At 68.8% G+C, this 26,893-nt stretch carries 26 protein-coding genes and 2 pseudogenes; 12 read left to right on the top strand and 16 right to left on the bottom strand.

The annotated features are described in order from the left end of the window. Window positions 1-289 precede the first annotated feature (289 nt). Window positions 290-832, top strand: a complete 543-nt coding sequence (locus tag SLV14N_RS01070; RefSeq protein WP_263267556.1) for a DUF4232 domain-containing protein — start codon at window positions 290-292, stop codon at window positions 830-832. A gap of 450 nt (window positions 833-1,282) precedes the next feature. On the opposite strand, the gene SLV14N_RS01065 is transcribed toward SLV14N_RS01070, so the two are convergent. Next, window positions 1,283-1,711, bottom strand: a complete 429-nt coding sequence (locus SLV14N_RS01065; protein ID WP_208679303.1) for a VOC family protein — start codon at window positions 1,709-1,711, stop codon at window positions 1,283-1,285. Window positions 1,712-2,509: 798 nt separating this feature from the next. Here SLV14N_RS01065 and SLV14N_RS01060 point away from each other — a divergent pair. The 3 genes and pseudogenes from SLV14N_RS01060 to SLV14N_RS38740 all read left to right on the top strand — a co-directional run. Next, window positions 2,510-3,217, top strand: a complete 708-nt coding sequence (locus tag SLV14N_RS01060; RefSeq protein ID WP_263267554.1) for a hypothetical protein — start codon at window positions 2,510-2,512, stop codon at window positions 3,215-3,217. 134 nt (window positions 3,218-3,351) lie between these two features. After that, a complete protein-coding gene (locus SLV14N_RS01055; RefSeq protein WP_263267552.1) occupies window positions 3,352-3,534 on the top strand; it encodes a hypothetical protein in 183 nt (60 codons plus the stop codon). Window positions 3,535-3,956: 422 nt separating this feature from the next. Continuing rightward, window positions 3,957-4,205 (top strand): annotated as a pseudogene (locus tag SLV14N_RS38740) (transposase); the annotation flags it as partial. A gap of 95 nt (window positions 4,206-4,300) precedes the next feature. Here the strand turns inward: SLV14N_RS38740 and SLV14N_RS01050 are convergent. The 7 genes from SLV14N_RS01050 to SLV14N_RS01025 all read right to left on the bottom strand — a co-directional run bounded on the left by SLV14N_RS01050 (window position 4,301) and on the right by SLV14N_RS01025 (window position 7,906). Next, window positions 4,301-4,576 carry a hypothetical protein gene (locus SLV14N_RS01050; protein ID WP_263267550.1) on the bottom strand — a complete coding sequence of 92 codons (276 nt, stop codon included), beginning with the start codon at window positions 4,574-4,576 and terminating at the stop codon, window positions 4,301-4,303. A gap of 104 nt (window positions 4,577-4,680) precedes the next feature. Continuing rightward, window positions 4,681-4,980, bottom strand: coding sequence for a hypothetical protein (locus tag SLV14N_RS01045; protein ID WP_208679299.1), 300 nt, complete (start codon window positions 4,978-4,980; stop codon window positions 4,681-4,683). A 50-nt stretch (window positions 4,981-5,030) separates the two neighbouring features. Then, window positions 5,031-5,276 carry a hypothetical protein gene (locus SLV14N_RS38735; RefSeq protein ID WP_336298242.1) on the bottom strand — a complete coding sequence of 82 codons (246 nt, stop codon included), beginning with the start codon at window positions 5,274-5,276 and terminating at the stop codon, window positions 5,031-5,033. Between the two features lie 52 nt (window positions 5,277-5,328). Continuing rightward, a complete protein-coding gene (locus SLV14N_RS01040) occupies window positions 5,329-5,856 on the bottom strand; it encodes a hypothetical protein (RefSeq protein WP_263267548.1) in 528 nt (175 codons plus the stop codon). 250 nt (window positions 5,857-6,106) lie between these two features. Further along, window positions 6,107-6,946 carry a hypothetical protein gene (locus SLV14N_RS01035; protein WP_263267546.1) on the bottom strand — a complete coding sequence of 280 codons (840 nt, stop codon included), beginning with the start codon at window positions 6,944-6,946 and terminating at the stop codon, window positions 6,107-6,109. Between the two features lie 93 nt (window positions 6,947-7,039). Then, window positions 7,040-7,297 carry a hypothetical protein gene (locus SLV14N_RS01030; protein ID WP_263267545.1) on the bottom strand — a complete coding sequence of 86 codons (258 nt, stop codon included), beginning with the start codon at window positions 7,295-7,297 and terminating at the stop codon, window positions 7,040-7,042. Between the two features lie 6 nt (window positions 7,298-7,303). Beyond that, a complete protein-coding gene (locus tag SLV14N_RS01025; protein ID WP_263267543.1) occupies window positions 7,304-7,906 on the bottom strand; it encodes a TetR/AcrR family transcriptional regulator in 603 nt (200 codons plus the stop codon). Between the two features lie 72 nt (window positions 7,907-7,978). Here SLV14N_RS01025 and SLV14N_RS01020 point away from each other — a divergent pair, with 72 nt between their 5' ends. From SLV14N_RS01020 to SLV14N_RS01000, 5 genes and pseudogenes are all read left to right on the top strand, one after another. Then, a complete protein-coding gene (locus tag SLV14N_RS01020) occupies window positions 7,979-8,806 on the top strand; it encodes a class I SAM-dependent methyltransferase (protein WP_263267541.1) in 828 nt (275 codons plus the stop codon). 415 nt (window positions 8,807-9,221) lie between these two features. Further along, on the top strand, window positions 9,222-10,187 hold the full coding sequence (locus SLV14N_RS01015; protein WP_263267540.1) for a phosphotransferase family protein: 966 nt from the start codon (window positions 9,222-9,224) through the stop codon (window positions 10,185-10,187). 468 nt (window positions 10,188-10,655) lie between these two features. Further along, on the top strand, window positions 10,656-10,838 hold the full coding sequence (locus SLV14N_RS01010; protein ID WP_263267538.1) for a hypothetical protein: 183 nt from the start codon (window positions 10,656-10,658) through the stop codon (window positions 10,836-10,838). 148 nt (window positions 10,839-10,986) lie between these two features. Then, window positions 10,987-11,364, top strand: a pseudogene (locus tag SLV14N_RS01005) (kinase); the annotation flags it as partial. A gap of 532 nt (window positions 11,365-11,896) precedes the next feature. Beyond that, window positions 11,897-12,388, top strand: coding sequence for a hypothetical protein (locus SLV14N_RS01000; protein WP_263267536.1), 492 nt, complete (start codon window positions 11,897-11,899; stop codon window positions 12,386-12,388). A gap of 698 nt (window positions 12,389-13,086) precedes the next feature. Here the strand turns inward: SLV14N_RS01000 and SLV14N_RS00995 are convergent. Then, a complete protein-coding gene (locus SLV14N_RS00995; protein ID WP_263267534.1) occupies window positions 13,087-13,248 on the bottom strand; it encodes a hypothetical protein in 162 nt (53 codons plus the stop codon). A 793-nt stretch (window positions 13,249-14,041) separates the two neighbouring features. Between SLV14N_RS00995 and SLV14N_RS00990 the strand changes: the two genes are divergently transcribed. Then, window positions 14,042-14,578, top strand: coding sequence for a restriction endonuclease (locus SLV14N_RS00990; RefSeq protein WP_208679297.1), 537 nt, complete (start codon window positions 14,042-14,044; stop codon window positions 14,576-14,578). A 299-nt stretch (window positions 14,579-14,877) separates the two neighbouring features. Here SLV14N_RS00990 and SLV14N_RS00985 read toward each other — a convergent pair whose 3' ends face one another. After that, window positions 14,878-15,192 carry a hypothetical protein gene (locus SLV14N_RS00985; RefSeq protein ID WP_263267533.1) on the bottom strand — a complete coding sequence of 105 codons (315 nt, stop codon included), beginning with the start codon at window positions 15,190-15,192 and terminating at the stop codon, window positions 14,878-14,880. Between the two features lie 232 nt (window positions 15,193-15,424). Between SLV14N_RS00985 and SLV14N_RS00980 the strand changes: the two genes are divergently transcribed. Next, complete coding sequence (locus SLV14N_RS00980; protein WP_208679295.1) at window positions 15,425-15,700, top strand: hypothetical protein; 276 nt, start codon at window positions 15,425-15,427, stop codon at window positions 15,698-15,700. 95 nt (window positions 15,701-15,795) lie between these two features. Here SLV14N_RS00980 and SLV14N_RS00975 read toward each other — a convergent pair whose 3' ends face one another. The 5 genes from SLV14N_RS00975 to SLV14N_RS00955 form a co-directional block, all read right to left on the bottom strand. Continuing rightward, entirely contained in the window at window positions 15,796-16,815 is a 1,020-nt protein-coding gene (locus SLV14N_RS00975) for a ribosome-inactivating family protein (RefSeq protein WP_263267530.1), read from the bottom strand. A 6-nt stretch (window positions 16,816-16,821) separates the two neighbouring features. Beyond that, on the bottom strand, window positions 16,822-19,803 hold the full coding sequence (locus SLV14N_RS00970) for a hypothetical protein (RefSeq protein WP_263267529.1): 2,982 nt from the start codon (window positions 19,801-19,803) through the stop codon (window positions 16,822-16,824). A 50-nt stretch (window positions 19,804-19,853) separates the two neighbouring features. Next, window positions 19,854-21,146: a cytochrome P450 gene (locus tag SLV14N_RS00965; RefSeq protein WP_263267527.1), complete on the bottom strand. Its 1,293-nt coding sequence runs from the start codon at window positions 21,144-21,146 to the stop codon at window positions 19,854-19,856. Continuing rightward, window positions 21,143-21,931, bottom strand: coding sequence for an alpha/beta fold hydrolase (locus tag SLV14N_RS00960; RefSeq protein ID WP_208687476.1), 789 nt, complete (start codon window positions 21,929-21,931; stop codon window positions 21,143-21,145). The genes SLV14N_RS00965 and SLV14N_RS00960 overlap by 4 nt, the downstream gene beginning before the upstream one ends. A 217-nt stretch (window positions 21,932-22,148) precedes the next feature. Then, on the bottom strand, window positions 22,149-22,769 hold the full coding sequence (locus tag SLV14N_RS00955; protein WP_263267525.1) for a helix-turn-helix domain-containing protein: 621 nt from the start codon (window positions 22,767-22,769) through the stop codon (window positions 22,149-22,151). Window positions 22,770-23,451: 682 nt separating this feature from the next. Here SLV14N_RS00955 and SLV14N_RS00950 point away from each other — a divergent pair. Then, window positions 23,452-24,150, top strand: coding sequence for a hypothetical protein (locus SLV14N_RS00950; RefSeq protein WP_263267524.1), 699 nt, complete (start codon window positions 23,452-23,454; stop codon window positions 24,148-24,150). A gap of 249 nt (window positions 24,151-24,399) precedes the next feature. Here the strand turns inward: SLV14N_RS00950 and SLV14N_RS00945 are convergent, their stop codons facing one another. After that, entirely contained in the window at window positions 24,400-26,457 is a 2,058-nt protein-coding gene (locus SLV14N_RS00945) for an ABC transporter ATP-binding protein (RefSeq protein WP_263267522.1), read from the bottom strand. Window positions 26,458-26,893: the final 436 nt, after the last annotated feature.

Genomic DNA, 26,893 nt, shown 5'->3' with positions numbered 1-26,893 from the left:
CGCGTACCTCCGCCACCTTCCTTTGACATCGGAGTAAGTCCACTCAGGTCAGCTGATTGCGGTGGACTGAGTTGATTGTCGATGGACACGAACTGGTTTTGCTGGACCGGAAGCTGAGCGGGGTCGTGGGCCGTTGCGGTGTCCTCCATGCGACGCCGCAACGGCACGCACCCTGGCTGTCGGGAAAAGGTTCTCCGGCACACCGAACCTTGCCCGGGCATTGCACATCTTCACGTGCGTAGGCGCGCGCTGACCTCGCGCGCCGATTCGCCTTCGAGGGGAACCCGACATGAAGAGCAAGCTCACCGCCTTAGCCCTTGCGGCCGTCGTCGTCGCCGGCACTGCCGCTACCGCCATCCCGGCCTCGGCCGCCCCCGCCGAAGCCGAGCCGACCCGCTGCCACACCGCCGATCTGAAGGCTGGCTTCGCCACGGGGGATGACGCGGGGCCGGAAATGGAGCAGACCGAGAAGCAGACCCAGGCGTACATCTGGTTCACCAATCAGAGCAAGCGCACCTGCACCCTGTCCGGCTTCGCCGGTGTCGACATGATCGGCGCTCAGGGGACCGACGGCACCTGGTCGCTGGCGCGCTCCTCCAAGAAGTCCGAAAAGATGATCCTGGAGCAGGGGGACACGGTGGACTTCAGCATCACCCTGCTCCCGGTGGCTGAGTCCACGCCGCAGAAGGAGAAGTTCGTTCCGGCGAAGTTCCTGGTCACACCGCCGAACGAGACGGAGCACTTCACCCTGAAGTGGCCGTTCGGCGGCCAGATCCTCAAGCAGGACGGCGCCACCCACCCGGCCACATACCTCAATCCGCTCGGGCGGTAACCGACTGGCAGCCTCTGAGCCTCCCTTCGGCATCGCTGGTGGCCACCGCAGGACTCCGGATTGAGTTGAAGTCTCCGGGTGGTGCGGTAGCCACGTCTGACACGCGGGACGCCCGGCCTTCTCGCCGGGGCCCTGGATGTTTGTGTTTCCACGCGCTGCGGCGGTAGGCCCGGGAATCCCGGGCTGTTCGGGGTCGATGTAGCCGCTGAACTCCTCGTAGTCCGCTCCGCCGCTCCAGGGCAGCGCGGGACTGTGCAGCTCGGAGCCGTACACGGTGATCGCCGAACCGCCCGTGAAGGTCACGATGGCCGGCGGACGCGGAGCCGGGGCGGGCGCAGGGAGTTGGCCGAGGTCTCGCAGCTACTGCTCGGCAGCCGCGCGGGGAACGTGGGGCTCGCGTCTGTACCGCCGGTGGCTTCAAGTCCGCCGTGGCGGCGGCGCCAGATGTGCTCAGTCGATACAGAATTCGTTGCCCTCGATGTCCAGCATCGGGATGCACGAATCATTGCCGTCATACAGCGTTTGTACGTGTACTGCGCCGAGCGGGACCAGCCGTGCGCATTCGGCCTCAAGTGCGGCGAGGCGTTCTTTACCCACGAGTCCGGTGCCGACGCGCACATCAAGATGCACCCGGTTCTTGACGGCCTTCCCTTCGGGGACGCGCTGGAAGTACAGTCGCGGGCCCACACCTGAGGGATCTATGCAGGCGAACCATGAATCCCGCTGCTCAGGTGGCTGCGAACGCTTGAAATCATCCCAAGTGGCAAACCCCTCTGGTGGCGGCGGTATGACGTACCCCAACACCTCGCACCAGAAACGAGCGAGACGCTCAGGTTCTGCGCAGTCAAAGGTGACTTGGAACTTCTTGATCGCTGACATCGGTGCACCGTACCAAGGGGACTTGAGCCTCTGCCGCTCATTTCCCAAGGGGGAAGCTCCCGCAACCCGTCGGGCCCTGGACTACTTTGGATACCAAGTGATCAAACCGGACAGTCGACGAGAACGACGAGACCCCGGGCGGCGGAGCCCACCGGTGGTCCCCAGGACTCACTCCTGACCAACTACCCTCATGCCGAAGATCATTACCTTCGACGGCGGGATCAACAGCTCGGCGATCTCCCACAACCCGTCCGGAACAATCAAACTCCACGTACCCCGCCCCATGAGCAGCCCAACGACCAAGCGCCACATAGGACACCGTCCAAGGCGCTGTTTCAAATGGTTACGAGCCGGAGGCGGGAGCGTACGAAAGGCCCGGTGATAAGCACGAGGAGGGCGAAGGACGTCAGCCTTTGCAGGCCCGGCTGGGTAGGCAGGGTGGTGTGCTGGATGCCGTATGGTCGGCGGTGCGGGCCACGCCGGGAGCGGATGGGTCGAATCCCGCGCACGTCCGAGGCTGTCGTGCAATGTTGGCGCCGGAGATGTCCAGGGAAAGGGGCAATCCCTTGCGAGGTGGCGGACCTCCACGCGACCACGGGGCCCAACTCCTCCCGGACCAGCCGGTGCAGGAGCAGCGCCCGTCCTGATAGACCGCCAACTTCTCTTCTGCCACAAGAGGTCCTGGCGGCTGCTGTGGCTGTCGAGGTGGGCGGGCCAGGCGGCGGGACATAAAGCGGCAGTGCCGACTTGGCGGCCGGGACCACCCGAGAGAGGCTGGAAGGGGCTCGGGAGGCCCTTATGCGCGTCCAGGACATACGGATCGGCGAGACCTACCAGGTGAAGGTCCACCAGCGGCTGCCGCAAGCCCTCCACACCCGCTATCCCCGCACCCGCACGGAGTTCGCCGCCGACATGCGGCTGCAGCAACACCGCGGCGACCGCTTCGACCTCACCGTCACCGACATCGCCCCCGAGACCGCCACAGTCGACGGCTACGAGGCCACCACCAGTCGGGTCACCCTGCGCCTCACCGCCGAGCAGGCCGAGTTCCTTGAGCTTCCCGCCGGCCCCGAGTACGAGATCGACGGCTTCATCACCGACGCCGACGGCAACGAGGCCATCCTCGCCGCCACCGTCACCTACGCCGGACTCCCCGCCACCTGGCTGTGCCCCCTCGAAGAACCAGTCCGCATCGCCCCCAGCACCGCCCGCTTCTACCGCGCCCGCGTCCAGGCGCAGGCCACCGGGATGGCCGCCCAGGACATCACCCGCCGCTGCGGACGCCAAGGAACACCAGCGAGACGTCGCTGGACAGGCACTGGACAGCTACCGGGCCGAGCAATGGCTACGCATCGCCGAAGTCCAGCACCAGGAATGGCGCCGGATCTCGGCACTCATGACAGACACCACAAGAAAGACCTACACCCCGAAGAGCGACCCGGAGGCCATAGCCGAATGACGCCTACCTCTCGCATCCATGCGCAGAGGTCCGCCCCGCCCCTGTGAAAGAGCGTTTCGTCCCGGCGCGGTGTTTGGTTGAGCCAGGTTCTTGCCTGCTCTGGTTGGGCGCTGAGGTTGTGCGGTTGCATCGGATGGGGGCTGCCGTGGGGCTCAGGCTGCTCAGCAAGTTCAATGCACGGATGGACGATTCTCTCTGGGGCAGGCTTCCGGTCGAGGCGCAAGCAGAAGTGGACCGCCTCGTTTCCGTGGGGCACAACGTGCAGGCCATCGTCGTGATGCGTGAGCACACCGGTCTGCCGCAGCCCAGTCTCCGGGAGTGCGTCGACCTCATGAGTCAACGCTTCGCCGCCCTGCGGGAGTAACCGGCAGCGCTGGCGGGTGTGCCGGCTGTACTGCCGGGAGAAGGGGGCCCAGCCGTCGACTCGCCCGGCCGGTCCCTGGCTGGGCCGCCGGGCCGTTTGACCTTGGAAGCGACCTCTTGTCCACCTCGTGGTCAACTGGTGAACTGACACGGTGACTCGTCGAGTCTCAGGGGCGGCGCCGCCTCAACGGAGGCCACGTAGGCGCACAGCCTCGCGCAAGATTCGTTCGCGACCAGCCCGGACTGCTTGTTCTGCCATGTCTACGGCCGCAGCGGACGCTCGTCGGACCAGTTCGTGCCCGGCTGGCCCTATTCGTTCGTCGCCGTCTTGGAGTCGGGCCGGACCTTGTGGTGCCAGGTCCTGGATGCGCTGCGGCTGGGGCCGGTCGACGATGTTGCCGAGGTGACGGCCGCCCAGGTCGTCCGAGGCTCCGTACCCCGGAAGGGGCGGACCGGTGGACGTGGCTGGTCATCGCGGCCCACACCCAACTCCGCCTCGCCCGGCCCCTCGCGGTCGACCTTCGCCGCCCCTGGGAGAAGCCGGCCGAGCCCGGCCGGCTCACTCCCGCCCGAGTCCGCCGGGGTTTCAGAAACCTCCGCCCGAACTCACGCTGCCCGGCCCGTACGCCGAAACCCAACCGCCCCGGCCCCGGACGCCCACCCGGCTCGAAGTACCGGCACCCCGCCACCCACTACGACGTGGCAAGACCACCAGACGCCCGGAAAGCACCACCGAACGCGACCAACTCAGACGCTGAACACAGCTTTCAGAAGGGAACGGTCAGCCCGGCTGCTCGCAATCGAAGCAGCGCCCTGCCCATGCACTCGGCTACCGAGGCCCCGTCGGCTCTCATCCCACCGTCCAACGGCCCACCGGAAGCGGCAAACGTCCACGCCGGCTGACCGTCATGCATGCGCTCCGCGTCGACCCGGATCATGGCACCGACACCCTGCTCGCCGAGCCATTCCAGGATGAGCAAGGTCGCGTCCTCGACGCCGCTGTCCAGGTCCACCTTGGGCCGCCGCCCCATTCCCTTCGCCATGGCCAGAACCCTACTCAGCGTCTGGTTGGACCTCGTCACACACGCTTTCAAGGCGGCTCAGACCATAAAGAACAAGTTTAGAGGCTGTCGTGAAAGTGGCGTCGTCAGTCGCCGTTGAAGACGAGATATCGGTGAGCCCTGCGCTCGACTTGAGCAGTGAGAGCCAGGATTTCGTGCGCCGCCTCGGCTTCCTCGGCAGTTGAGCCGTCCGTCAAGGCCCGGAGTTCCGGAATGAGGACCCTGAGCTGCGACCGGTTGAACACGGTGTCGTCGTAGGGATCGACGCATCCGAGCAGGGGCAGGTTCTGGCTCGCCGCCCGTCCGCACAGGGCAGCGATGGCAGGATGCGGGCACGTGGCTTCGACCGTGCCTGTGAATGTCCGGACCTGAACGCTGATCCCCATGAGGGCACGTTAGTGCTCGACCGTTGGTGCCGCCGAAGCATTTACGGACGTCAGAGCCACTCGTTGACGGCTGCGATCAGCACGGTCGCTTCGTAGCGCACGGCGAGTTTGGCGTATCGAGTCGCCACGGCTCGGTGGCGCTTGAGGCGGTTGATCCCGCACTCGACTGCATGCCGCTTGAGGTAGTCGGTCTTGCCGAACTTGGGCGGCCGGCCACCCTTGAAGCCGAGGTTCTGCCGGTTGCGACCCCGGTCCGCCGGAACCGGGGTCGTGGCCTTGATCCCGCGTCGCCGCAGGTAGGAGCGGTCGCTTCCAGGCAGTAGCCAGACCCGGTCATCCAGAGACCGTTCACCTCAGGTCTGCGTTGGCTTCCGCTCGCAGGGCGTCGATGGTGTCCGTTGCCCCAAGCACTTCTTCGGCAAGTTCGCAGAAAGTGCTGATGGAGTGCCGGTCGTCGAGCTGCGGCACATGTTCCTGGATGAGCCGTCGGAGGTGGGACCAGCGAGTGGACCACTCCTGAACGTGCCAGGAGATTGCGGAGTCCAGGTAGTCCACGACGGGTCCTGTGCCGTTGATGCGGCGCTGTTGGTTCAGGCTTTGCCGGCCGGCGCGCACATGTTCGAAGGCCCAGAGCAGGGCAAAGTAGTGGTCCAGGACAGCTTCTGTTTCGCGCTGGGTGCGGTGCGCCGCCCTCCGGTAGAACTCCAAGGCACTACGGTGGGCTGCGGTTTCGGGTGACGTGAGTTCGCGGTAGAGGACCCGGGCCAACTCGTAGCCGTCTTTGCGGCTGGTGCCGCGGGCTGTCCAGAGGGCGAGAGCTGCGGCGCCAAAGGCGATGGTTGCCGATATCCCGGCAATCAGCGTTTCGACCTTCATATTCCTCCCTCGACGAAGACGACGGCGGTCGCGATCGCCGGAGCGATCACCGCCAGGGGCGGGCGATCTCGCCACCGCCGTACACGGCCTCGAAGGGGCCATCCCCGCGGGTGCGGGGAGCAGTCCTCCACCGCACGTCGCCGTAGTACTGCTCATGCAGGGTGAGTGTGAGGGTGGCCAGGGAGCGTCGTTGGGTAAAGGGCGAAGTTGATTTCGCCTCCGCTTGTGCGGTCGGGACCGGTCTGTGTGGTCAGGCGGTCTGCCGGAGTGCGCTGACCAGTGCGCGCGGGTCGTCTGCGTGGAAGCGGATGGTGTGGGCCTCTTCCGTTGCGCCGAGCGGGCGGGTGAAGGGGAGTGGGCGGTTCAGCTCCAGGGTCACCGAGGTCTGGCTGCCCACGATCAGGTCGAGGATCCCGTCCTCGGAGAGGGTGATCAGGCGGCCCTTGGGGTAGCGCCGGTCGACCCGGACCGAGGCGACCGCGTCCGGCGGTACGGCGAGGTCGAAGAGGGCTCCATAGCGGATCCGCAGAGAGCCGTCGGGGCGCACGACGTGCGGCCGGGTGACGCAGGCGGCGTGCAGGGCCAGCACGAGCACGACGCCGTACAGGTCGAGTACCAGGAGCACCCCGTGGACCACCGGCCAAGGGATGAGGAAGGCCAGGCCCACCGTCTCGATGACCATTACGAAGAGCAGTCCGTACATCATCGCGGTCTGGGGCCCGGTGTATGCGGCAGCAAGGTCCCCGGGGCGCACCCCGTGCGTGCCGCGCCCGACCCACCGCCCCAGGGAGGCGAGGGCGCGCAGCTCGTTGATGACCAGGCGGCGGACCGTCACCGGCACAGCCTCCCGTACGGCGGCCCGCCGCGCTGTCCTGCGGTCCGCGCCGCGGGCGCGCGCGGCGACGTACAGCGAGCGCAGCACCCAGGCCTCCAGGAGCAGCACCACGAGCACCAGCGCCTCGGCGCCCGCCAGTGCCCACCCGGGCAGCCGGACCCCGGCCACCAGGCAGACCGTCAGGGCCAGTTCCCCCGGCAGCACAGTGGCCGCCGCGACCCGCGCCGCCCGTACGCGCCGGGGTCCGCCGCTCATCGCCGGCCCCTCTCCGTGAACGCGTCCATCGTCGGCCCACGACTTCCGCCTGCGCGGGGGCGTAGTCGGCGAGCAGTGCCTCCTTGAACCCGGTCACGATGACCCCGTCCTCGGGTGTTGCGCGAACAGGTCCTCGGGGACGGCTGCGAGCAGGTCAGCTGCCAGGGGTGCGATCCGCGGGTCGTCGGCGGGGGCTTCGGCGAGCGCGTCGAGGCGCTCATACAGTTCGACGACCGCGGGATCGGCGACCAGCGTTCCGAGCAGCGCGAGCATCTCTTGGTTACCGGTGCTGGTGGCGTCCACCAGCGTGAAGTACTCGCGGTCCTTGGCCGAGAGTGCAGTTGGTGTCACACGGCTTCAAGCCGGTCGTCGTTGCACAGCATCGGCGATGACTGCTGTCACGAGCTTGTTGACGACTGCCGTGGTCGGCGGGCCTGCGTCGCGGTCTGCGAACACGAGATGCCCGCCACCGACCAGGGAGAGGGTAAGTGAATTGATATCGGCGTCGGCCGCGATGCGGCCCAGTTCACGCTCGTCGGCCAGATAGGCGGAGATCGCGGTCGTGGCCTGGTCTAGTATCGCGATTCCGCCTCCGGGCCTGGCTTGCCGCAGCCGTGTGCGCAGTTCGTCCCGGAAGGTGATGAGCGGGATGATTGCCACTGGAATCGGCCCGAACAGGGTGGTCAGCGCGCTGGTGAGGTTGCTGGCCACCGTGCCGGTGCCGGCGGACTCGCGCAGCGCACTCGCCTGCGTCTCGAGCTGCGCGGCCCGGTCGAGCACGAGGTCGGCGAGGAAGGCATCGAAGTCGGTGAAGTGCCGGTGCAGGACGCCTTTGGCGCAGCCCGCCTCGTCGGTGACGGCCCGGCTGGTCAGCCCGTTCGGTCCGTCTCGCAGAAGCACGCGTTCGGCGGCGTCGAACAGTTGCTGCCGCGCGTCGCGAAGGTGCACCCCAGTCGGCATTCACAGATCCTCTCGTGCCTTACCCCGCTGGCATCCGTTGCCCAGTGGGCATGCGCCCACTAAGGTGGGCGCATGCCCATCTTACCGCGAGAGCAACCAGAACCGCCCCCAGCGGAGCCGTGTGAGGCCCGGCGGATGGCCGAGTCGTTCGGCGTGCACGCGCAACGCTACGACCAGGCCCGGCCCGGCTACCCCGGTGCACTGGTGACGCGGATCGTCGCCGGGAGCCCCGGGCCTGACGTGCTCGACGTCGGCTGCGGAACCGGCATTGCAGCCCGCCAGTTTCAGGCCGCCGGCTGCGCCGTGCTCGGCGTCGAGCCCGATGCGCGGATGGCCGACTTCGCGCGAGCCCGTGGTCTGCAGGTCGAGGTGGGGACCTTCGAAGCCTGGCAACCAGCCGGCCGAACGTTCGATGCTGTCATCGCCGCCCAGTCGTGGCACTGGGTGGATCCGGTCGCAGGCGCCGTAAAGGCGGCACGTGTGCTACGCCCAGGGGGGCGGCTGGCGATCTTCGGGCACGTGTACGAGCCTCCTGTCGAGGTGGCCGAACCGTTCGCCGCTGCCTACCGGCGGGCAGTGCCCGACTCCCCGCTCAGCGGACAGCCGGCCCGACGTCCGCTCGACCTCTACCAGGCGGCATACGCGAAGTTCGCCGACAAGATCTGCGAGAACGAACAGTTCAACGATCCCGAACAGTGGCGATACGAGTGGGGGCAGTCCTACACGCGCGACCAATGGCTGGACCTGCTGCGCACCACCGGCGGCCTCACCCAACTCGGTCCCGATGAGCTGGCCGAAATACTGGACGCGGTCGGGGGCGCCATCGACTCCCTGGGCGGACGCTTCACAATGAACTACACCACCCTGGCCGCGACCGCCGTACGCGCCGACGCCTCCTGAGTCATCCACCAAGTCGCCGCCAACCTAGGAATCCGCGCGACTGTTCGACGCTCTGCGCCATGTCCAGGGCCCCTGCGGATCCGCCGAAGACAGTCGCCGGAACTCCGCCCGCAGCACGCTCTCCACTAATGCCCGGTCATCACTCGTACCTACTCCAGACACCGCGCGTCAGGGCGATATGCGACGCAAGCCCCTGCTGACCAGGCCAGATTCTGCTTCGGTGATCGATCGTGACGGCTCCCCGTGATCAATGCCAGACTCCGCTGAAAACGGGGACTTTCCGGGCTGTGGCCACGGCTCGATGCGGGTGTCTGAACGGTGCCTGCGGCAGCAGCTGCGAGAGGAGCAGAGCAGTGTTGCCATCACCTCCAATGACAGCGTTTTGCGCGTGCCGTCGTCCGGATGATGGGGTGGCATGGTGACCAACCACGATGAGGTGGCGGCTGTCCGACCGTTGACACTGGCTTGGGTGAGTCGGCACCTGAAGGTCGGCGAACGGATCGTCAGAACCGAGGCGCTGCACGGCGGCATCACTGCCGAAATGCGGAGGCTGACCATCGGCATGCGGGATGGAGGTACCCGTGACCTGGTGCTGCGGAGTTTCGTCGACCCGTTCTACGTGGAGCACGCCGAGCACTCGCTGAATAGGGAGGCCGGCGCCCTGTCGCTGCTCGCGGGGACCGGCGTGCCGGCTCCTGGACTGGTCGCGGTTGATCCGACCGCCGCGCATTGCGAGTATCCGTCGCTCCTGATGACACATCTGGCAGGCCGGACGGTCCTCGACGATGAGGGATTGGAGACGCGCGTCCCTCTGCTGGCCCGTCAACTCGTGGCGATCCATGCGTTGCGACCCGTCGAGCGGCCCAGGGAGTATGTGGCGTTGACGACCGCCGACACCGTAGTGACTCCAAAGGGCGCCGACGCGGCGGTATGGGCCGCGGCGATCGATGTGATCCGCAAGGCCGCGCCGCCCTATGAAGGGCGATTCCTGCACCGGGACTTCCAACCCGGCAACGTACTGTTCGACGTGCCGCCCCCAAGCCCGGCAGGTCCCCGGATCACCGGCGTCGTCGACTGGGCAGCGACCTCCTGGGGCCCGGCGGACCTCGATGTGGCGCACTGCTCGACCAATCTCGCGCTGCTGCACGGACCGGTGTGGGGTCTGCGGTTCGCTGAGGCGTATGAGGAGGCCGGCGGGGTGCTGGCCGCGGCCGCGAGCGAGCGGCTGTACTGGCGGGTGCGCGACGGGCTGGCATGCTCAGAAGAAGTGCAGCAGGTGGCGCAGCCATGGCGGAAGGCAGGGAGAACAGAGCTGACGACGCGGGCTGTGGAGGAGCGGCTGGATGCCTATGTCACTGCCCTGATGGACGCGCTGAGCTAAGCCAAGGCGGTCCGGGGCGCGGCCCGGACTTCATCGTTCACCGCTCAACCAAGTGGGGAATCGAGCAGGCCCTGGGGAATTTCGGGCATCCCCATCAACTCGGGCGTCGCCGGTGCCGCCGCCCGAGCTGGTCGTGCCCGAAGTCGTGGCACAGCAGGTGGCCGACGGCCGCCTCGATCCGCGGAGCGGGATGTGCAGCACACCTTAGAGCATCAAATCCAGACATACATGTTGACGGTGCCAGTCATTCCGCTTTGTGCATGTATTCATATTCGTATGAATACAGCACCGTGTCGGTGAGGGTCTACGGATTACCCAGGGAGGGACATGCGTAGTTTCAGGAAGTTGGCTGCTGCCGGGGTCACGGCGGCGGGGGTCGGTAGTGCACTCGCTTTTTCGGCTCCCACTGCTGCTGCGGCTCCGGTACCGGGCACGACTGCTGAGGCGCCCACTTGCGTCAGTCGTTACGTGGACGAGGACCCGACCGGTTTCGCTGTGAACATCACGAACAACTGCCGCTACACCGTGCGTGTGCAGGTCATCGTGGACTGGGGCACCGACAGCCCTTGCTGGACTCTTGCTCGGGGGCAAGGCAAGTTCTGGTTCAAGGAAACGATCACGGGGACGTTCAGCCACCTGGCCACATGCTGAAGCCACACCCGAAAACGGTCCGTACCCATGTTGGGGGCGGACCGCTTTTCGCGTCTCCATGCCAGGGAGCCGGGGGTGTGCTGTACGACATCCCGTGAGTGATGGAGCCCTGTGTGGTGTCACTGGCGCCGGCAGCGTGAATGCCGTGATGGTGGGTACCGAAGAAACCCGACTGGTTGTGCTGCGCGGCAACAGCGCCTCGGGCAAGTTGTCCGTCGCGGCCGGCCTGCGTGAGGAGTTCGGCCGTGGCCTGGCCCTGGTGGGTCAGGACAACCTGCGCCGCATCGTGCTGCGCGAGCGTGACCGGCCGGGAGCCGCGAATATCGGGCTGATCGACAGTGTTGCCCGCTACGCCCTGGACGCCGGGTATCACGTGGTCGTTGAAGGCATCTTGTACGCCGACCACTACGGCGACATGCTCGCCCAGCTGCGTGTCGACCACCGTGGCCGGGCCCACGGCTACTACCTGGATGCGCCGTTCGCTGAAACCCTCGCCCGGCACGCCACCAAGCCCCAGGCGGGCGATCGATTCGAACATCGTTGCCTTCCTGGATGACGTGCGTGGTTCCGACCGAGTGACTCCAGCCGAGGGGCAACAGGTAGTAACGCCCGTTGCGTTCGATGAGCCGGCGGAGCCCGGTGTAGCGGTACCGATAGTGCGCTTTCGCGCCCAGGTCCTCTACGTTCACCCCCGGTCCGGCCAGGCTGAGGCGGTCGGTGCTCAGGACCACCACGGCGGTGCGGCGCACAAAGTTGTCGGCGACCTGGCCTGCCTCTTGTTCGCCCATTTGGTCGGTGGCGAGGCTGAACGCCCACATCACCAGCAGGCCAGCTGAGAAAGCGGGCACCGCTTTGCTCCACAACGCGGCAGATGCGGGAGCTGCACCGGACCAAGGGGTCTGGCCCAGAAATATGCCGAACCTCGTTCGTAGCCAGCAGCCTGCTAACTCGTTTCCCGGTATGGGGCGGCCAAGCCCTTCCGTTTCACCGCCGACGCCCTGTTGCTGGGCGCCTTCTGCGGACGCCGCTGGCGGATGGTGCAAGCATGGTCGGCGGGAGTGTGGCTTCGCATCGTCGGTCTGGTCATCACCGGCATGGTCGGGTACAACGCCGCCATCATCACCGCCGAACGCGCTGCCGAGCCCGCAGTACCAGGCGGCATCGTCGGCTGTGCCCCGTTGGCTGTCGCTCTGCTGTCGCCCCTCCTCCATGCGCATTCCCCTGCTGCCCGGCGTCTTGTCGCCGCGGGTCTTGTCGTCCTGGGAACGTATGTCGTTCAAGGCTTCGGGCGCACGGACGGCAGCGGACTGGGCTGGTCCGTCGTCGCACTGGCTTGCGAAGTCGCCTTCACGTTCCTTGCAGCCACCACTCTCACGCTCACAGGCCCTCTGCTGGCCTCTGCGTGCGCGTCGGCCTTGGCCGGCCTGTTGTTATGTGCCATCGCGTTCGCGGTGGAAGGCACCGTGTGGCTGCGGGTCCCGCAGGCGTCCGAGGCGGCAGCACTGGCCTGGCAGGCTGTGGCCGCCACTGCCATTGGCTTCCTGCGCTAGTGCCGCGGCATCGATCAGATCGGTACCGAGCGTTCAGCACTCTTCCTTGGCCTCATCCCCCTGTCCGCCGCAGCAACCGCACCCCTGGCCGGCACCGGACATCTCGACATCACGCAAATCGTCGGCTGCCTCATGGTTGCCGGCGGCGTGATCCTTGGAATGAGCCGCACACTCCGACCGTATGAGCCTGCGAAAAGCCCAAAATCGGGCTGACGGGGCGCTTCAGGCCTCCGTCGCTTCCGGGCAACGCCTCCGTGGCCGGCGCCGCCCCCTCAGCGGCTGCTACAGGTGGCGTTCTCGTCGAGTTACTCTCGGCCGGTGCGGCGCTCGGCGGCGCGAAGGCACCGCTCTCGCGGGCCGGCCAAAGACCAAGCCCGTCCAGCATCAGGCGGAGTACAGCGCAAAGCACAGTACGAGCAGTGGCTGCCGGAGGCCCTGGACCACGAAGATCCACCTTGTGAGTCACCGGTGGCCGGACCGGTTGGCAGGTGTCTTCATCTGGCCAGATAACCCGCGCGCTCCGGCCGCCCCGGCCGGAGGCCGGGGCGAGGTTCGTGTTAATTCGCGACTGGCCGGAGGCCCCGAACTCTCCGGCCGGAGACCGGAGAAGGCACCCGGCGTAGCCGAGAAAAGGGGGCTGGCAGCAGCGCGTTGTGGGGTGCTGCACGGCGCGGCCGCGCTCCCTGTGACCCTCGGTGCTACTCGTGTCGTTCGTCGGACACTGCCGGGAGCGGCTGGCGGGTGCGGGCGCGGTGTTCGCGGTGGCGGCGGTCGCGCCACCACTCCAGCCGGTCTCGGGAGTTCTGCGGGAGGGCCGCCTGCAGGAGAAGGGCGGTGGCGCCGGGCAGGGAGGCGATCACCAGGGGGCGCCGGCGAGGGCTGCGGGCGGCACCGAGGTGGCAGATCCGGCCCGGCCTCCCGCGACCTGTCCAGCCCGGCACCGACCAACACTCGGGAGCTGGACACCGCCGTAGGACCATCCCCGCGGACGCGGGGAGCAGAGACCGCCCACGCGGGCCGCGGAGCGCCCGGCGGGACCATCCCCGCGGGTGCGGGCGCAGTCTTCGTGACCTGCATCGTTACACGCCCACGACGCGGGATTGAACCACTTTCACCAACTCCGGCATTCACGACATCCATGCCTGTCCAGTCCGGTTGGGCGCCATGAAGCCATGAGTCGCTGATGTTGCTGCTGGCGCGGCGGGACATCTACCGCTCCGGCGACCGCGGGCGTTCCCTTCAAGCGCGAAGGAGCAGCTCGCCGGCTCCCACACCCAGGAGACGGGGGAGGGGCCATTCCGGAAGCCCGGGGATCAGCGCCGAGCGCATCGCTCGAGTGGGCAAGGCGGAGCAGCCTATCCCTTCCGCTCCGGCTCGTCCCCTGACAAGTGATCGGGAGCAACGCCAACAACGAAGCACAACCAGCCAACCTCACCGGGTCTGCCCATCGCAGGTTCGTTGCCACACGACACTGAGCAGACCAGACAGCATCTCCGGGGGAATCGCATGGCCACACCCGCACGCCAACGCTCCGCCGCCACCCGACGACCGACCCGCCCGAAGCGCCGCCCTCGTGGCAAAGCCGCCCGACGTCGTGCACGCGAAGGCAAAGCCTTCGCCGTCCTCCTCATGGGGGCCTTCGTCATGGTGGCCGTGAGCACCTACCCCATCACCAGCGCCATCGTCATCGCCCTCGCAGCCGCTGCGGCCCTGACCATTCACCTCGCCCGGACCGGCCGGCTCCGTCTCCCTGCGGGCCTAGCCGGCACAGCGGGCGTCGGTTCGCGCCGGGACTTCACCCACACCATTGCCGCCTACCAGGCCATGGGCTACACGGAGTTCGAACATGCCATGGCAGACCTCGCCCGCCGCGACCCCGCCGTCCGCAAGACCGACGTCTCCGGCGGCAAAAACGACCGCGGCCTCGACGTCCTGGTCCATCTCCACAGCGGTGACCGTTACCTCCTCCAGTGCAAGCGCTGGAAAGGCCGCGTCGGCTCCGAAGAGGTCATGAAGATCAACGGCACCTACCGGGACATCCACAACTGTGTCGGCGCGGCCATCATCACCACCAGCGCCTTCACAGCAGACGCCGAGCGCACTAACGCCATGCTGCCCAAGGCGCTGCGACTCATCGACGGCCGCGGCCTCGCCCGCTGGGCCTCCGGCGGCAGACCCCCGTGGGCCTGAGGCCGAAATAGGGGCCCCAGACCAACTGCGAGGATCTGGACGCGCTCTTTCGGCTGGCCTGACTCACAGACCAACCGGCCAGTTCGTGCCTTGTTGCCGATGTGTCGACCGGCTGGGAGGGCGCATGCGGCTGCATCGGCGGATCGCCGGATGTGACCTGATAAGAGCCTGGCTCACACGCCTCGGGCGAACTTGACGGACGCGTGAACCTGGCCGACTGTGCTTCGGAACTGGGGAACGATCTGCCCCGTGTACGTCGACCGTCGTACCGTTCTCATCCACTGTCGCGGCGCACCGCCTTACGGGCGACGGTCCTGGTCTGTGGGGTCGTCGCTTTTGGCGGATTCGCCCAGGAACATGGCGGCCAGGCGCGCCGGTAGGGAGGCCGTTTCGTCGTCGTCCCGGCGAACCACGGTGCTTTCGGGATGCGACGTCTCCGTGGCTGAGATCAAGCTCTCCGCCATCTCAGGAGGAATCGGAGCTTCCCTCACCACAAGCACGTCTTGAAGAGCGCCTTCCACACCGGGTGCCGTGATGAGTCCACTGAACCTTGTCGCCCTGGGCTGGCCCACCACGATGGCGGCCACGACGAAGTCGCCGTCAAGTATGTGCATGACGGGCGTCAGCTCCAGGGGATCCGGTCAATCCGCCCCCTGGTCCTGGGGCTGGTGTGGCTGCTGATCGTGCGGAACGTGGACGGACGGCTGAAACCCAGTCCATGCTGGAGACTCACTGCGCCACCGGCCATGTCGCGCATGTCACAGTTCGACGTGATGGAGCGACCTCGGAGGGCAGTTGCCTCATCTGACCAGGAGACACCGAAGCAGGAGACCGAAGGGGTACCCGATGAGCGACATGACCGATGAGGAGATCGTCCGCGCCGTACGCGGGATGGCGGCGATGCAAGCCGAGCGCGAGAAGCTGGCCGAGCGGGTCTCGGCGCTTCGTACCGCGGTGTCCCCAGAGGACTTGGCCGAGCGCAATCGTTTTGGGGAAGCCATGGCGAAGATGGACACGAAGATCCTTCTGGAGTCCATTGAGGTGCTGGGCCGCATGGGTATGACACTCGCCTCACAGGCTTGCTACGCCGTCGCCAAGGAAGAGGGTCTCGCCACCCATTGACGGTGAGGCCGCCTCAGCCGAGCTTGCGTTTCCTCGCCCAGCTGCCACCGGCTCCAGTCCCGCATCTTTAGCCCCGACCCAGCAAGTGTGCGCCCCTACGGCGTGGGCCGGCACGGCTGGCCGCGCTTGCCTTCGAAGACGCCGCCGCAGGTGCCGTAGCGGCGCCCGTTGCCCGTGTAGAAGGTAAGGGTGTCCCAGACGAGGGGTTTGTTGGTGCCGGTGCGGTAGACGTACTGGGGCTGCTGGGATGTTCCCACGTTGAAGCGGTTGGGTTCGTTAGTGTCTTTGTCGCCATTCGCGCTCTTCGGACTGGTTTGCCAGAACGCGTACCGGCTGAGCTTGTCCCAGTTGAGGGTGTAGTTGCGGACCTTCTGGCTCAGGACGCCATCCTTGCCCTTCCAGTTCGTCTTGACCTGGTCGGTCGCCTGCTTGAAGCGGGCGGCTTCGGCGAGGACCACGGCGGGCTGGCAGAGAGACTGGGGAGCGGCATGCGCGCCTTTGTCGGCGAAGTCGTTGACGGCTCTGTTCATGGTCTCGGCGGTGACGGGGAGCTTGCCCTGGTTGATGGCCGGGCAGAGATCCTTGTAGGCCACGCCGTGGGGCCAGGAGTCGGTCTGCGTCGTGGGAAACGGGTAGCGGCGCCAGGACTTGATGCTGGTGTCCGTCTTCTCGAAGTCGACGTACCGCTGGGTCTGGTTGTTGTACAGGCCGGCCACGTACAGGTTGTCCTTGCGCATCAGGAAGGTGACTCTCTTGGTCCCCTCGATGTTGCGGGTCTCGACCGCGACGAAGTCGGCATCGGTGTAGTTGCGCGGAGTTCCTTCGGTCTCTGCCTCCAGTTCCCGGCTGGAGCGGGTCACGAGGAGGCTCCGTTCGCCGTCCGAGGTCCGGTAGTTGTGGCGCGAGGCGAGCGAGCCGCGCAGCGCGTCGATGAAGCGCGCGTATTCCAGGCCCGAGGCCCACTGGGCGCCGCCGAACTGCAGGGGCTGCGGCAGAGCGGGCGCCGACGCCTCCACCCGGGAGGGGGAGCAGGAGGTGAGGGGAGCGAGCGTGAGGAGGGTGGTGGCCGCGGCGACGGCCGTCCGGGGCAGGCGGGCGGATACCGGCATGGGCATGGGCTGCTATCTGCCTTCGAGGGTGGCGGGTACCGGGGCGGTGCTCTTGTCGGGCTCCGTGCGACGTTCGGTGACCGTGGTGCGGGTGGGGCCGGGCGCCGGTTCGAGGGCGGTGCCCTTGTGGTCCTTGAGCACGGGTGTGGCGGTGAGGGTGCCGGCCGAGGCGGCTGGGCCGGCGAGCGTGACCGTGTACTGGGCCTGCGGGGCAAGAGCGGGCACCGGCACGGTGAGGACGGAGCGGCCCTGTCCCGCTGTCACCGTGGCGCCGGCGACGGTGGAGGCGGCATCGGCCTCGTACCCCGCGCCCGTCAGCTCCGCGGTGAATGTGGCGCCGTTCAGGGTGCACCTTCCGGCGTTGGTCAGATTCCAGACATGGGTGACGGTGTCACCGGCGCTGGGCGCTGCCGGGCGTACGGAGGTGACGATGTCGGCCTTCGGCGCCAGAGTCACGGTCACCTGGTCGCCACCTGCGGACACCTGGTTCTTGCTGCCGACGACGGCCGCACGGGTCACGGTCAGTTCACGTTGGGCGGGGTCGGGGCCGACGGCGGCTCGTACGCTGACCTGGACCGCGCCGTCCGGCGGAAGGTCGCCGAGGGGGAGCGTCCACCGGCCGCCGTGGGCCGGATCCCGTACGCCGCTGCACGGCGCGGCGTCCACCGTGGCGTAACGGAATGTGAGTTCGGTGGGGAGGGTGACGACCAGCGCGGCCGATGTGGCGGTCGAGGGACCGGAGTTGGCGACCGACCAGACCAGGGAGGTGTCGTCGCCGGCGGCGACCGGGTAGGGCAGTTGCAGGGTGCCGATCTCGACCGTGCTGCGCACGGCGACCTGGAGCAGGGCCAGGTCACCGACCGGGGCGGCGCCGTCGGCGCTGAGTCTGGCCGTCACCCGGAGCGGCTGGGGATTGGCGCCGCCGCCGGTGGCGGGGGTGTCCGGCAGGACGTCGGCGGTGAGGGCCACGGTGTGCTCGGCGCCTTCGCGGAGGCAGCCGAGGCCGATGGTGAGCCGTCCGTTGTCCTGGCGCAGCGAGCTGGGCGGCTGTCCGTCGACGGTGACGCCGGCCGCGCGCAGTCCGGTGGGCAGGGTGATCCGGAGGACGGCCTGATCGATGGCGCACCGGCCGGACTTGGCCGCGATCCAGGTCAGGCAGGTCTGGGTGCCGGCCTCGACGGTGCGGGTCTTGGCGGTCTCCGCCTCGGGGGTCAGGCGCAGTGCGGCGTCGGTGCGGAGATCGGCCCAGGCGGTGGCGGTGAGTGTGCTGCCCGTTCCGCTGATCCGGGCGTCGGCGGCCACCGGGCCGGGGGCCTGGCCGAGTTGGTCGACGTCAGCGGTGCCGGCGGCGCGGACGGTTGCGGTGGTGCCGGGGCGCAGTTCGCCGAGCGGTACCGGTGAGGCAGCGGCGGTTTCGGTGCCGCCGTCCTGCCGGACGGTGATCGTGGGGTTCTTCAGTTCCGGTGGCAGGGTGAGAGTGGCGGTGGCGCCCGCGGCAATCGAGGGGCCGGTGTTTCGGACGATCCATTCGAAGGCGATCGGCCGGCCTACGGGGGCCGGGCTGGGCGTGCCCAGGGCGGTGGTCTCCAGGGCGCTGCGGCGGGTGATGGGCACCGGGTCGCAGGTGGCGGATGTCTTGGCCGCGTTGCGTGCGGTGGCGGTTCCGGTAACGGCCGAGGTGCGGTCCTTGGCGGCCGTGTCGAGGGTGACCGTGGTGGTGACGGTGCGCCGTTCGCCGGGCTGGAGCCGCTCGATCTGCGGCCAGTCCACCCGCTGGGCGCCGGCGGCCGGCGCTCCGCCATGCGAGGCGGACCGGTAGGTGGATGAGGCCGGCAGTCCGGCACCGAGGGCGACCTGCTCGGCCGTGGGCCCACCGGTGTGCTCCAGGGTCCAGACGTGCGTGAGGTCGCGTCCGGCGACGACCTCGCCGGGGGCGGGCAGCACGGTGAGGCGGAGTGCGGCCCGGCAGGTCGCGGTCTGCTCGTTGGAGACCTCGCGTGGGCTGTCCTCGGCCTTGGCGTAGGCGGTCGCGGGGAGGGAGGCGGGGGCCTTGGTGTCGACGGTGGCGGTGGCCTGGAGGGTGAGGCTCTTGTCCTTGGCGAGCGTACCGAGGTCGGTGAAGACCAGCTCGCGCTTGCCGGCGTCCCAGGTGGCGGTCTGGTTCCCGCCCCGGGTGACGTGGCCGGCGGGGTCGTTCAGGCACTTCGGGAGGTGGACGCGGGCGCGGGTCCTGGTGGCGGCGGACGGCCCCTTGTTGGTGAGGGTCCAGGTGTAGGTGAGTTTCTGCCCGGGGTCGACGGGGTCGGGAGCGAGAGAGCCGTCCAGTTCCAGGTCGGCCGTGGCGCGGGCCTTCGCCTCGGCGCTCTTCCACACCGGTTGCGCCTGGGCCGCGCCGGCCGTGGCGCGGGCCTTGAGGGTGCCTGTGGTGCTGTCGTCGACGGTGCAGCGTACTGCGAGGGTGACTTGGCGGCCTGGGGCGAGTGAACCGAGGTACCCGGTGATCACGCCTTTGGTGGGTGGCGCGGTGAAGCCGGTGACCTGGGTGGGGGTGATGCCGGAGGGAAGGGTGAGCACGAGGTAGACGTTGGTGGCGGTGATCTTGCGGCCGGTGTTCTTCAGTACCCAGGTGTAGGTGAACTGGCCGCCGGCGTCGACGGTTTCCGGATCGGCCTTGGCCTTGACGAACTTCAGTGTGGTGGTCTTGTTCTTCTCGTCCTTCTTGTCGCGCTCCTTCTTCTTCTCGTCGCTGTCGTCCGAGTCGTCGGTGCCGGGCTCGTCTCCGCCGCCTCCACCGCCTCCGCCACCGGGCACCGGCGGTGGAAAGGGCGGGAACGGCGGGAAGGGCGGGATGGGGCCGCCGGGAAGGAGGAACGGGATGCGGTCCTCCTTCTTGACCGGGACAGTGATAGTGCGCTGCGCCTGGGTGGAGCCCTCGGTGGTGAACCTCCCGGTGGCGCTGACCTCCTTCTCGCCGTCCGCGGCGCTGCCGACCACGGTGATCAGGGTGAACCACCCCTGTGCGCCAGGTTCGGCGCACCACGGCCCTACTTCCCGGGCGGCACGTCCACCAGCCGCAGCGGCAGCGACTTCAGACCATGGATGAAGTTCGACACGAGCCGCCGCGGCGGACCGGCGACCGCCAGCGCGGGGAGCAGGCGGCAGGTCTCCTCGTACAACACCCGCAACTGCAGCCGGGCGAGGTGTGCCCCCAGGCAGACATGCGGACCGTCGCCGAAAGAGACATGGGGATTTGCGGACCGGGCGAGATCCAGCCGGTGCGGGGCGGTGAAGACCCGCTCGTCGAAATTCGCCGAACCGTGGAAGACCACCACCTTGTCGCCGGCGCGAAGGGGGCGGCCGGCCAATTCGGTGTCCTGGGCCGCGGTACGGCGGAAGCTGAGCACCGGCGGATGCCAGCGCAGCAGCTCTTCCACCGCTGTCGCCGTCCCCACGGCGCCCGTGCGCAGCCGGCGGTACGCGTCCGGGTGCCGGGCCAGTGCCAGCAGTCCGCCGGGGGCCGCGCTGCGTACGGTGTCATTGCCCGCGATGGTCAGCAGGAAGAAGAACATCTCCAGCTCGGGCGTGGCCAGTTCGGGGTCCGAGGCGAGCACCGTCATCACATCGTCGCCCGGATACCGCCGCTTGTGGGCCGCCAGCTCCCGCGCGAAGCCGAACATGTCCTGGAGCATCGCCGGGGAGCGCGGATCGGCGGGCCGCCCGTCCGGGCCGGTAGCGGGCGGGGCTGATTCGTCCGGGTCCTGGTAGCCGATGACCCGCCGGGTCCAGTCCAGGAGCAGCTCGCGCTCGGCGGCCGGCACACCGAGCAGATCGGCGAGGTTGAGCAGCGCGAAGTCGTCGGTGACCGCGGTGACGAGGTCACCCACCCCGTTCCCGGCGCGTGCCGCGGCGACCGCCGCCGTCAGCAGATCACGGGCCCGCGCGCGTACGACGGTGCCGAACCGGTCGACCTGGCGAGGGGTGAAGGCACGGCTGACCGAACGGCGCAGCCGCCCGTGGCCCGGGGGATCCTGATTGAGCATCATGCGCCGGATGAACGGCAGGTCGGCAGGGTCGGGGTCCCGGATCTGGGTGGCGCCCAGGTGCGAGGAGAAGGTGCGGGCGTCCTTCAGGACCCGTACGACGTCCTCGTGCCGGGTGACCGCCCAGAAACCCGGCCCGGCGGGCCAGCCCAGCACCTCGTGCTCCTCCTGCCAGGCCACCGGATGCCGGTCACGCAAGAGCCGGTACGCCGCGTGCGGCAGCCCGTCGGCGTACCCGCGCGGGTCGAAGACGTCCGGCACCTCCCGGTCCGCGGCACCGGCTGCGGGCACGGTCATCCGGCCGCCGTTCCGCCCTCGTCGGCGCGCAGGAAGTCCTCCACGGTCCGGATCAGTTCCAGTGGTGTCTCGTCCATGGCGTAGTGCCCGGCCGAGGGCAGCTCGACCAGCTCACTGCGGGTGTACCACTGCATCCAGGTCTGACGTGTCAGCTCGGCGTTCAGCGCGGGATCCAGCGTGCCGGTCACCGCCAGCGCGGGCACCGCCGAGCCCTCGACCTCGGCCGCGAATCCCTCCCCGGACCAGGAGTCCAGCCAGGAACGGAACGCCTTCGGATCGCTGCACTCCAGTGACCGCCGCACCATCCGGTCCAGCCAGGCGGCGGGACGCTGTCCGCCGGTGGTGAGGTCGATGATGGCGCGCCGGTTCTCCGGGGTGTGGGCCGCGGAGGAGAACAGTTCCCACTGCTGCGGCGGCAGCGGCAGACCGGAGGCGGGGACCGGTGAGATGCCGACCATCCGGCGCACCCGGCGGGGCGCCGCGGCCAGCACCCGTTGGACGACGCTCGCGCCCATCGAATGACCGATCACCGAGAACCGGTCCCAGCCCAGACGGTTGGCGAGCGCCAGCACATCGGCCGCCCCCTCGCCGGTGGTGTACGCGCCGGCCGCGTCCTTCGCCTCTCCGTAGCCACGGAGATCGACCAGCGCGTACTGGAACGCGTCCCGGTCGAGATCCGCCCTGACCGGGTCGAAGGCGGACCGGTCGGCGAACCACCCGTGCACAGCGATGACCTTGTGCGATCCCGCGCCGTGCAAGGCATGGGGCAGTACGAAGGAAGCCACGCTCACTCCAACCGTGTGACGGAACCTGCCGACGGTGAGGGCCGCTGGCCGGGCACGACCACAGTGGCCGTAACCTTGCTGCCCTGCAAGAGCGCCACGGGCCCGGTGACCCACGGGGAGCAGGTTCACCCTGAACCGCGCGGAGTCACCGCACTCCAGACCGCACTTCAGTGCGCCTGCAGAGCATCATCGCCCCATGGAGGGGTTGCCCGGTGTGTCAGACACCGGGCTCAGCGGCGTGGTCATTCGGCCCCTCGTCCGCAGGGAACCCCTCGTCCGCAGGGAACCCCACGTCCGCAGGGGAAGAGGGCGGCTCCTCGGAGGGGAACAGCACCGGGCTGAGCAGGTGCCGGGCGCGGTCCGGTGCGGGTTCATTGCCCATTCGGGACACGATCACGCTGCGCATCTCACCGATCATCTCGGTGAGTTCGTCCTGACTGAGCCAGAGTGCGTGCTGGCGGTAGCCGACCAGATCAGCGCTCGGGTCGGCACCGTCCCGGTCCAGATAGGCATTGAATTCGGCCAGCAGGGTGGCCATGGCCGCGGCGAACGCCCGCCGGTGGTCCTCCGCCGACAGTGCCGCGGCGGTGTCGGCGTCGATCACCCCCCGCGCGCGCTGCAGCCGGTACCGACGTTCGACAGCGCCACGCACCCGTTGTTCACCGGCCACCTCGAGGAGGCCGCCGTCGGCGAGCAGACCCACATGCCGGTACACGGTGGCCTTCGAGGTGTCGGGCAGAAGGGCGCACAACTGCGAGGTCGTGAGCGTCCGTCCGCCGGACAGGGCGTGCACGACGCGGAGCCGCACCGGATGCAGGAGCAGGTCGACCGTGTCCATGCGCGCACGATCTCACATCCAACACCTTTCTCAAATCTGCAAACAGCAATGCCGTGTGCGGGGAGCCGGGCACCGGCCGGCCGAGGCTCTCGCCGGCGTGCCGGCCTACCGGCACTGATTCAGGAGCGCCCGCACTCGCCGCAGGGGCGCTTCGCCCGCCGTCGCGGCCGTCGGTGCTACTCAGACGCTGGTGAGGGTTGTGGGCATCTTCCTTCCCCGGGGTGGCGCCCGGGCGGGTGTCATCGGCCTGGGGGCTTTGATGGTGCTGCTGATCGCCATGGTGTTCATCGGCCGAGTGGTCTGAAGCTGACCGGGTGGCCGCGCCCGACTCGGGAGGCATGAAGAGTCACCGTGAACCATTGCTCCACGTAAAGCAGGCTGCGTGCCTGCTTTCGCGAACGGCATGCCCACACGGCCGACTTCGCCCACCCATCCGACCGGCCTCCCCTCCGCGGCACAGCCGATCTGAGCCGCCGGCCGGGGGAGCGCCCACCCCGTGTATGTATCGGATGATCGACCGGGTATGCCACCGGCGCATTCGGGGAAATGCGGCGCGCGCCCGGCCGGAGGGAGGAATCTGCGCCTTAAACCTCCACTTCGCCTGTCGCGTTTTACCTCATGGCTCGTTGTCGCTCACGTGATTCCCTGCAGCAGCAGCCCGACCTCGGGCATCAACAGCACCGTGAGACCGCAGAGCGTCAGCTGGGCCGGACGTATCGCCCTGATCGAACCCGCCCCCAGATGGGCCCGCTACGCCCGCTATCTCGCGCCCCATTGGAAGGGCATGGCGCGCCTCGACAGCGCCAACGGGATCGGCGCCCTCCCGGCCGCGCTCCTCCTTCTGCTCGCCGCGGCGCTGCTCTTCGGCGCCGGCGGAGCAGGGGCGGCCCTGGCGGTACGAGCCGCCAGCGGCGAGCCTCATCTGCTCGGATTCTGGCTGGCCTTCGACACCGCCACAGCTTTCGTCCTGACCACGTCCTATTGGCTGGTGAGCCGCTACGGGCTGCGGTTCTACGACACCGAGCCCGCCGACAACGAGATCTGGCGCCTGGTGACCGTCGCCAACACGGCCTGGCGCGCCCTTCCCCGTTCCCACCGCCGTATCCACCAGCCCCGACTGCGCGCCGCCAACACCGCCGCACGTCTTCTGCTCACCGACCACACCGACACCCGCACCCGCCAGGCCCTGGCCGCGCACACCGAACTCCTGCGCCAACTGTCCGTCACCGTGCTGCCGGACACTCCACCGCACGACCAGGCGGAGGAAGCGCTCACCGCCGCCCTCGCGCACCTGACGGAGGAATGCCAGAACCTCCGGGACACCACCACCCCCGCCTCCTCACCCACCCCCCGCCCGTCACTTACCGCCGCACCGGCCTAACCCCCGCACCGCCTGCCGGCCCTGCTCGGTGGCCACTGCCCCCCTCCCCACGGCGCGCCCGCTCTGCCCTCCCGTCACTGAGCAGCAGCGCTGCCGGGTCACACACCTCGCCGTGGGGGGCCGCCGGCCTCGGTGCACCTGGGAGTCTCCTGGGGCACGCCGTCCGGGCAAGCCATCCGGTCCGGTGCGCGGCAGCAACTATGAGTTGGGGGTCAGGCCGCGGAGCCAGTCAGGGGCAGGCCGCGCCGTCTACGGGGCCTCCGCCTCCGTTTCCGCTTCTGTGGGCGCCGGGGCCCTTTCGCCCTCCGTGCTCTTTCTCGTACGTGGAACGGAGTCTCCATGCGGTGCCGGCTGGGGCGCGGGCGCGGGCACCGGCACCCCGGGCGCTGGGTGAGTTGAGGGCGCGCAGTCATCCGCTGACCGTCCATCGGCCGGGTCTGCCGCTTCGCGGGTGTGCTGGTAGGCCCACAGGTCCCGGAACGGACCGGGTTCCGCGACCAGTTCGGGGAAGGTGCCCTGCTGGACGATGCGGCCCTTGTGCAGCACCAGGATGCGGTCCGCGCAGGCGACATTGGTCAGCCGGTGGGTGATCAGGACCACGGCGCGGGTCGCGGCCAGCTTGCGCAGACCGGCGAAGATGCGGTGCTCGCCCAGCGGGTCGAGGGCGGCGGTCGGCTCATCGAGGACCAGCAGACCGGCCGGGCGGTAGAACGCACGCGTGAGCGCGATGCGCTGCCACTGGCCCCCGGAGAGCTCCTGTCCCCCCAGCCAGTCGCGGGCCAGCACCGTGTCCAGCCCGGACCGCAGCTCGGTGAGCACCTCGTCGGCGCCCGACCGGGCACAGGCGGCGTGGATATCGGCGTCACCGCCTGCGGTGGGCTGGCCCAGGGTCATGTTCTCCCTGGCGGTGAGCGGCCAACGGGCGTAGTCCTGCGGAACCAGGGCGACATGGGACCACATGGCCTGCGGATCGAGCTCGCCGGTAGGAACGCCGTCCCAGGTGACCGAGCCGGTGGTAGGCAGATACAGACCGCTCAGGAGCTTGGCCAACGTGGTCTTGCCACTGCCGTTGTAGCCGACCAGAGCGACGACTTCGCCGCGCCGCAGGGTGAAGGACACACCCAGCACCGCATCGTTCGCCGCCTCCTCGTATCGGAAGACGAGATCCTGCACCGTGATCTGCCGCGGCGGTCCGGGCACCGTGGTGCCGCGGTTCATGCGGTAGCCACCGGCCTCCTGAAGGAAGGCGGACCAGTCGTCCATGTACAGGCCGGTGCGCATGATGCGGGCACCGCCGACGACCAGACCACGCAGCGCCATCCCGACCGTCTGCAAGGCGAAGACGGCGGTGCCGGCGTGGCCGACGCTCATCCGGCCGGTGGCCAGCAGCCACACCACCGCGGCCCACACCGCCGCCGAGGCGCCCCCTCCGCACAGCGCCCCGAGCACGGACATCCGTGCCCCGGTGTCCGCGGCACGCCGGTCGGCGCGGTTGATGCGATCGGTGATGTGCCGGTATCGGCCGACCAGGAAGGACGACATGGTGCCGGCGCGGATCTGGTCCGCCGCGTAGCGGTCGCCCACATGCCAGCGCAGGATCGACAGCAGCCGGTAGTCGCCATTGGATCGCAGCCGCGCCAGGTAGCGCACGCGAGCGGCGCTGATCTGCGCCACCGCCTGCGGGAAGCCGGCCAGCGCCAGCAGCGGTAAGAGCGCCGGATGCAGCGCGGTCAGCACGCCGGCCCCGGCGACGAGGGAGGCAAGCGAGGCGATCAGGTCCTGGCCCTCGGCGACCAGGTCCTGGGCGACCTCGGCGCCGCGTTCGGCGGCTTCCTTGCGATGGTTGAAGCCCGGGGCGTCGTAGGCGGACAACTCCACTTCGGTGACGGCCCGCAGCAGACCCAGTTCCGCCTCACGGCTCATCTGCGGACCCAGCCGGGAGGACAGCCAGCCCACGGTGATGCCGAGCAGGGCCCGGGCCGCCGCCGCGCCGGCCAGCATCGCCAGCGCCGGCCAGGCGGCCAGCAGACGTCCGTAGATGTCTCCGCCGGCCAGCAGGGCCGCGATCGTGCCGCTGACCGCCAGCAGACCCAGCGCCTGCATCGCGCCGGAGGCGACCTGGCAGACCAGCAGCCCCAGACATGCCCAGCGGTCGATGCTCCAGGCCAGCGCGACCGAGCGGCGCACCAGCCGGGGCAGCCGGCGCGCCATGTCCGCCAGCCGGATCTGTTGTCCGGCTCTCTCCTTGCTGCCGGTCCGGTCGACGAACTGCAGCTCCTCTCCGCCGGTTTCCGCCTCCCCGGGCACCTGTTGACGTTTCTCACTCCGGGGGAGACGACGTCGCGTTCTCACCACTGCTGCTCTCCTTTTGCAAGTCGGCGACGACCGGCCCGGGGGATGGCCGAGCCGCCCCCGCGGCTGGTCGCGCGCGGGTGGCCGAGGAACTGGAAGGCGTCAACTGCAGGGCGGACCCGGGTGGCCGGGACAGCAGTGATTCGAACGAGGCCGGACAGTGCACAGGGGTGGGCACGAGGTTCACGACTCCTGCGGAGCGACGCATGAGGGGCACAGACGCTCTAAAGAACGGCCCCCAACGCACCCCGTAACGGGTACTCCGGGGGCAGATGGTGGACACACGTTCCAGCGGCCGGTGAACGTCAAGGAGCGCTTGGTCTCTCGCCGTTGAGGCGCACTAGAACAGTACGGGTCACCCCTTCGAGGTATTGCCCGCTCGCCGCCCCGA

This window comes from Streptomyces sp. Je 1-4 4N24 (assembly GCF_026239515.1).
Classification (GTDB): domain Bacteria; phylum Actinomycetota; class Actinomycetes; order Streptomycetales; family Streptomycetaceae; genus Streptomyces; species Streptomyces nigrescens.
This window is presented reverse-complemented; position numbering and strand designations above follow the sequence as displayed.

Excerpts from the sequence above, each read along its gene's own strand:
- SLV14N_RS01070 (WP_263267556.1), top strand. The coding sequence starts at position 290 with ATGAAGAGCAAGCTCACCGCCTTAGCCCTTGCGGCCGTCGTCGTCGCC.
- SLV14N_RS01065 (WP_208679303.1), bottom strand. The coding sequence starts at position 1,711 with ATGTCAGCGATCAAGAAGTTCCAAGTCACCTTTGACTGCGCAGAACCT.
- SLV14N_RS01060 (WP_263267554.1), top strand. The coding sequence starts at position 2,510 with ATGCGCGTCCAGGACATACGGATCGGCGAGACCTACCAGGTGAAGGTC.
- SLV14N_RS01055 (WP_263267552.1), top strand. The coding sequence starts at position 3,352 with ATGGACGATTCTCTCTGGGGCAGGCTTCCGGTCGAGGCGCAAGCAGAA.
- SLV14N_RS01050 (WP_263267550.1), bottom strand. The coding sequence starts at position 4,576 with ATGGCGAAGGGAATGGGGCGGCGGCCCAAGGTGGACCTGGACAGCGGC.
- SLV14N_RS01045 (WP_208679299.1), bottom strand. The coding sequence starts at position 4,980 with ATGGGGATCAGCGTTCAGGTCCGGACATTCACAGGCACGGTCGAAGCC.
- SLV14N_RS01040 (WP_263267548.1), bottom strand. The coding sequence starts at position 5,856 with ATGAAGGTCGAAACGCTGATTGCCGGGATATCGGCAACCATCGCCTTT.
- SLV14N_RS01035 (WP_263267546.1), bottom strand. The coding sequence starts at position 6,946 with ATGAGCGGCGGACCCCGGCGCGTACGGGCGGCGCGGGTCGCGGCGGCC.
- SLV14N_RS01025 (WP_263267543.1), bottom strand. The coding sequence starts at position 7,906 with ATGCCGACTGGGGTGCACCTTCGCGACGCGCGGCAGCAACTGTTCGAC.
- SLV14N_RS01020 (WP_263267541.1), top strand. The coding sequence starts at position 7,979 with ATGCCCATCTTACCGCGAGAGCAACCAGAACCGCCCCCAGCGGAGCCG.
- SLV14N_RS01015 (WP_263267540.1), top strand. The coding sequence starts at position 9,222 with ATGGTGACCAACCACGATGAGGTGGCGGCTGTCCGACCGTTGACACTG.
- SLV14N_RS00985 (WP_263267533.1), bottom strand. The coding sequence starts at position 15,192 with ATGCACATACTTGACGGCGACTTCGTCGTGGCCGCCATCGTGGTGGGC.
- SLV14N_RS00980 (WP_208679295.1), top strand. The coding sequence starts at position 15,425 with ATGAGCGACATGACCGATGAGGAGATCGTCCGCGCCGTACGCGGGATG.
- SLV14N_RS00975 (WP_263267530.1), bottom strand. The coding sequence starts at position 16,815 with ATGCCCATGCCGGTATCCGCCCGCCTGCCCCGGACGGCCGTCGCCGCG.
- SLV14N_RS00965 (WP_263267527.1), bottom strand. The coding sequence starts at position 21,146 with ATGACCGTGCCCGCAGCCGGTGCCGCGGACCGGGAGGTGCCGGACGTC.
- SLV14N_RS00955 (WP_263267525.1), bottom strand. The coding sequence starts at position 22,769 with ATGGACACGGTCGACCTGCTCCTGCATCCGGTGCGGCTCCGCGTCGTG.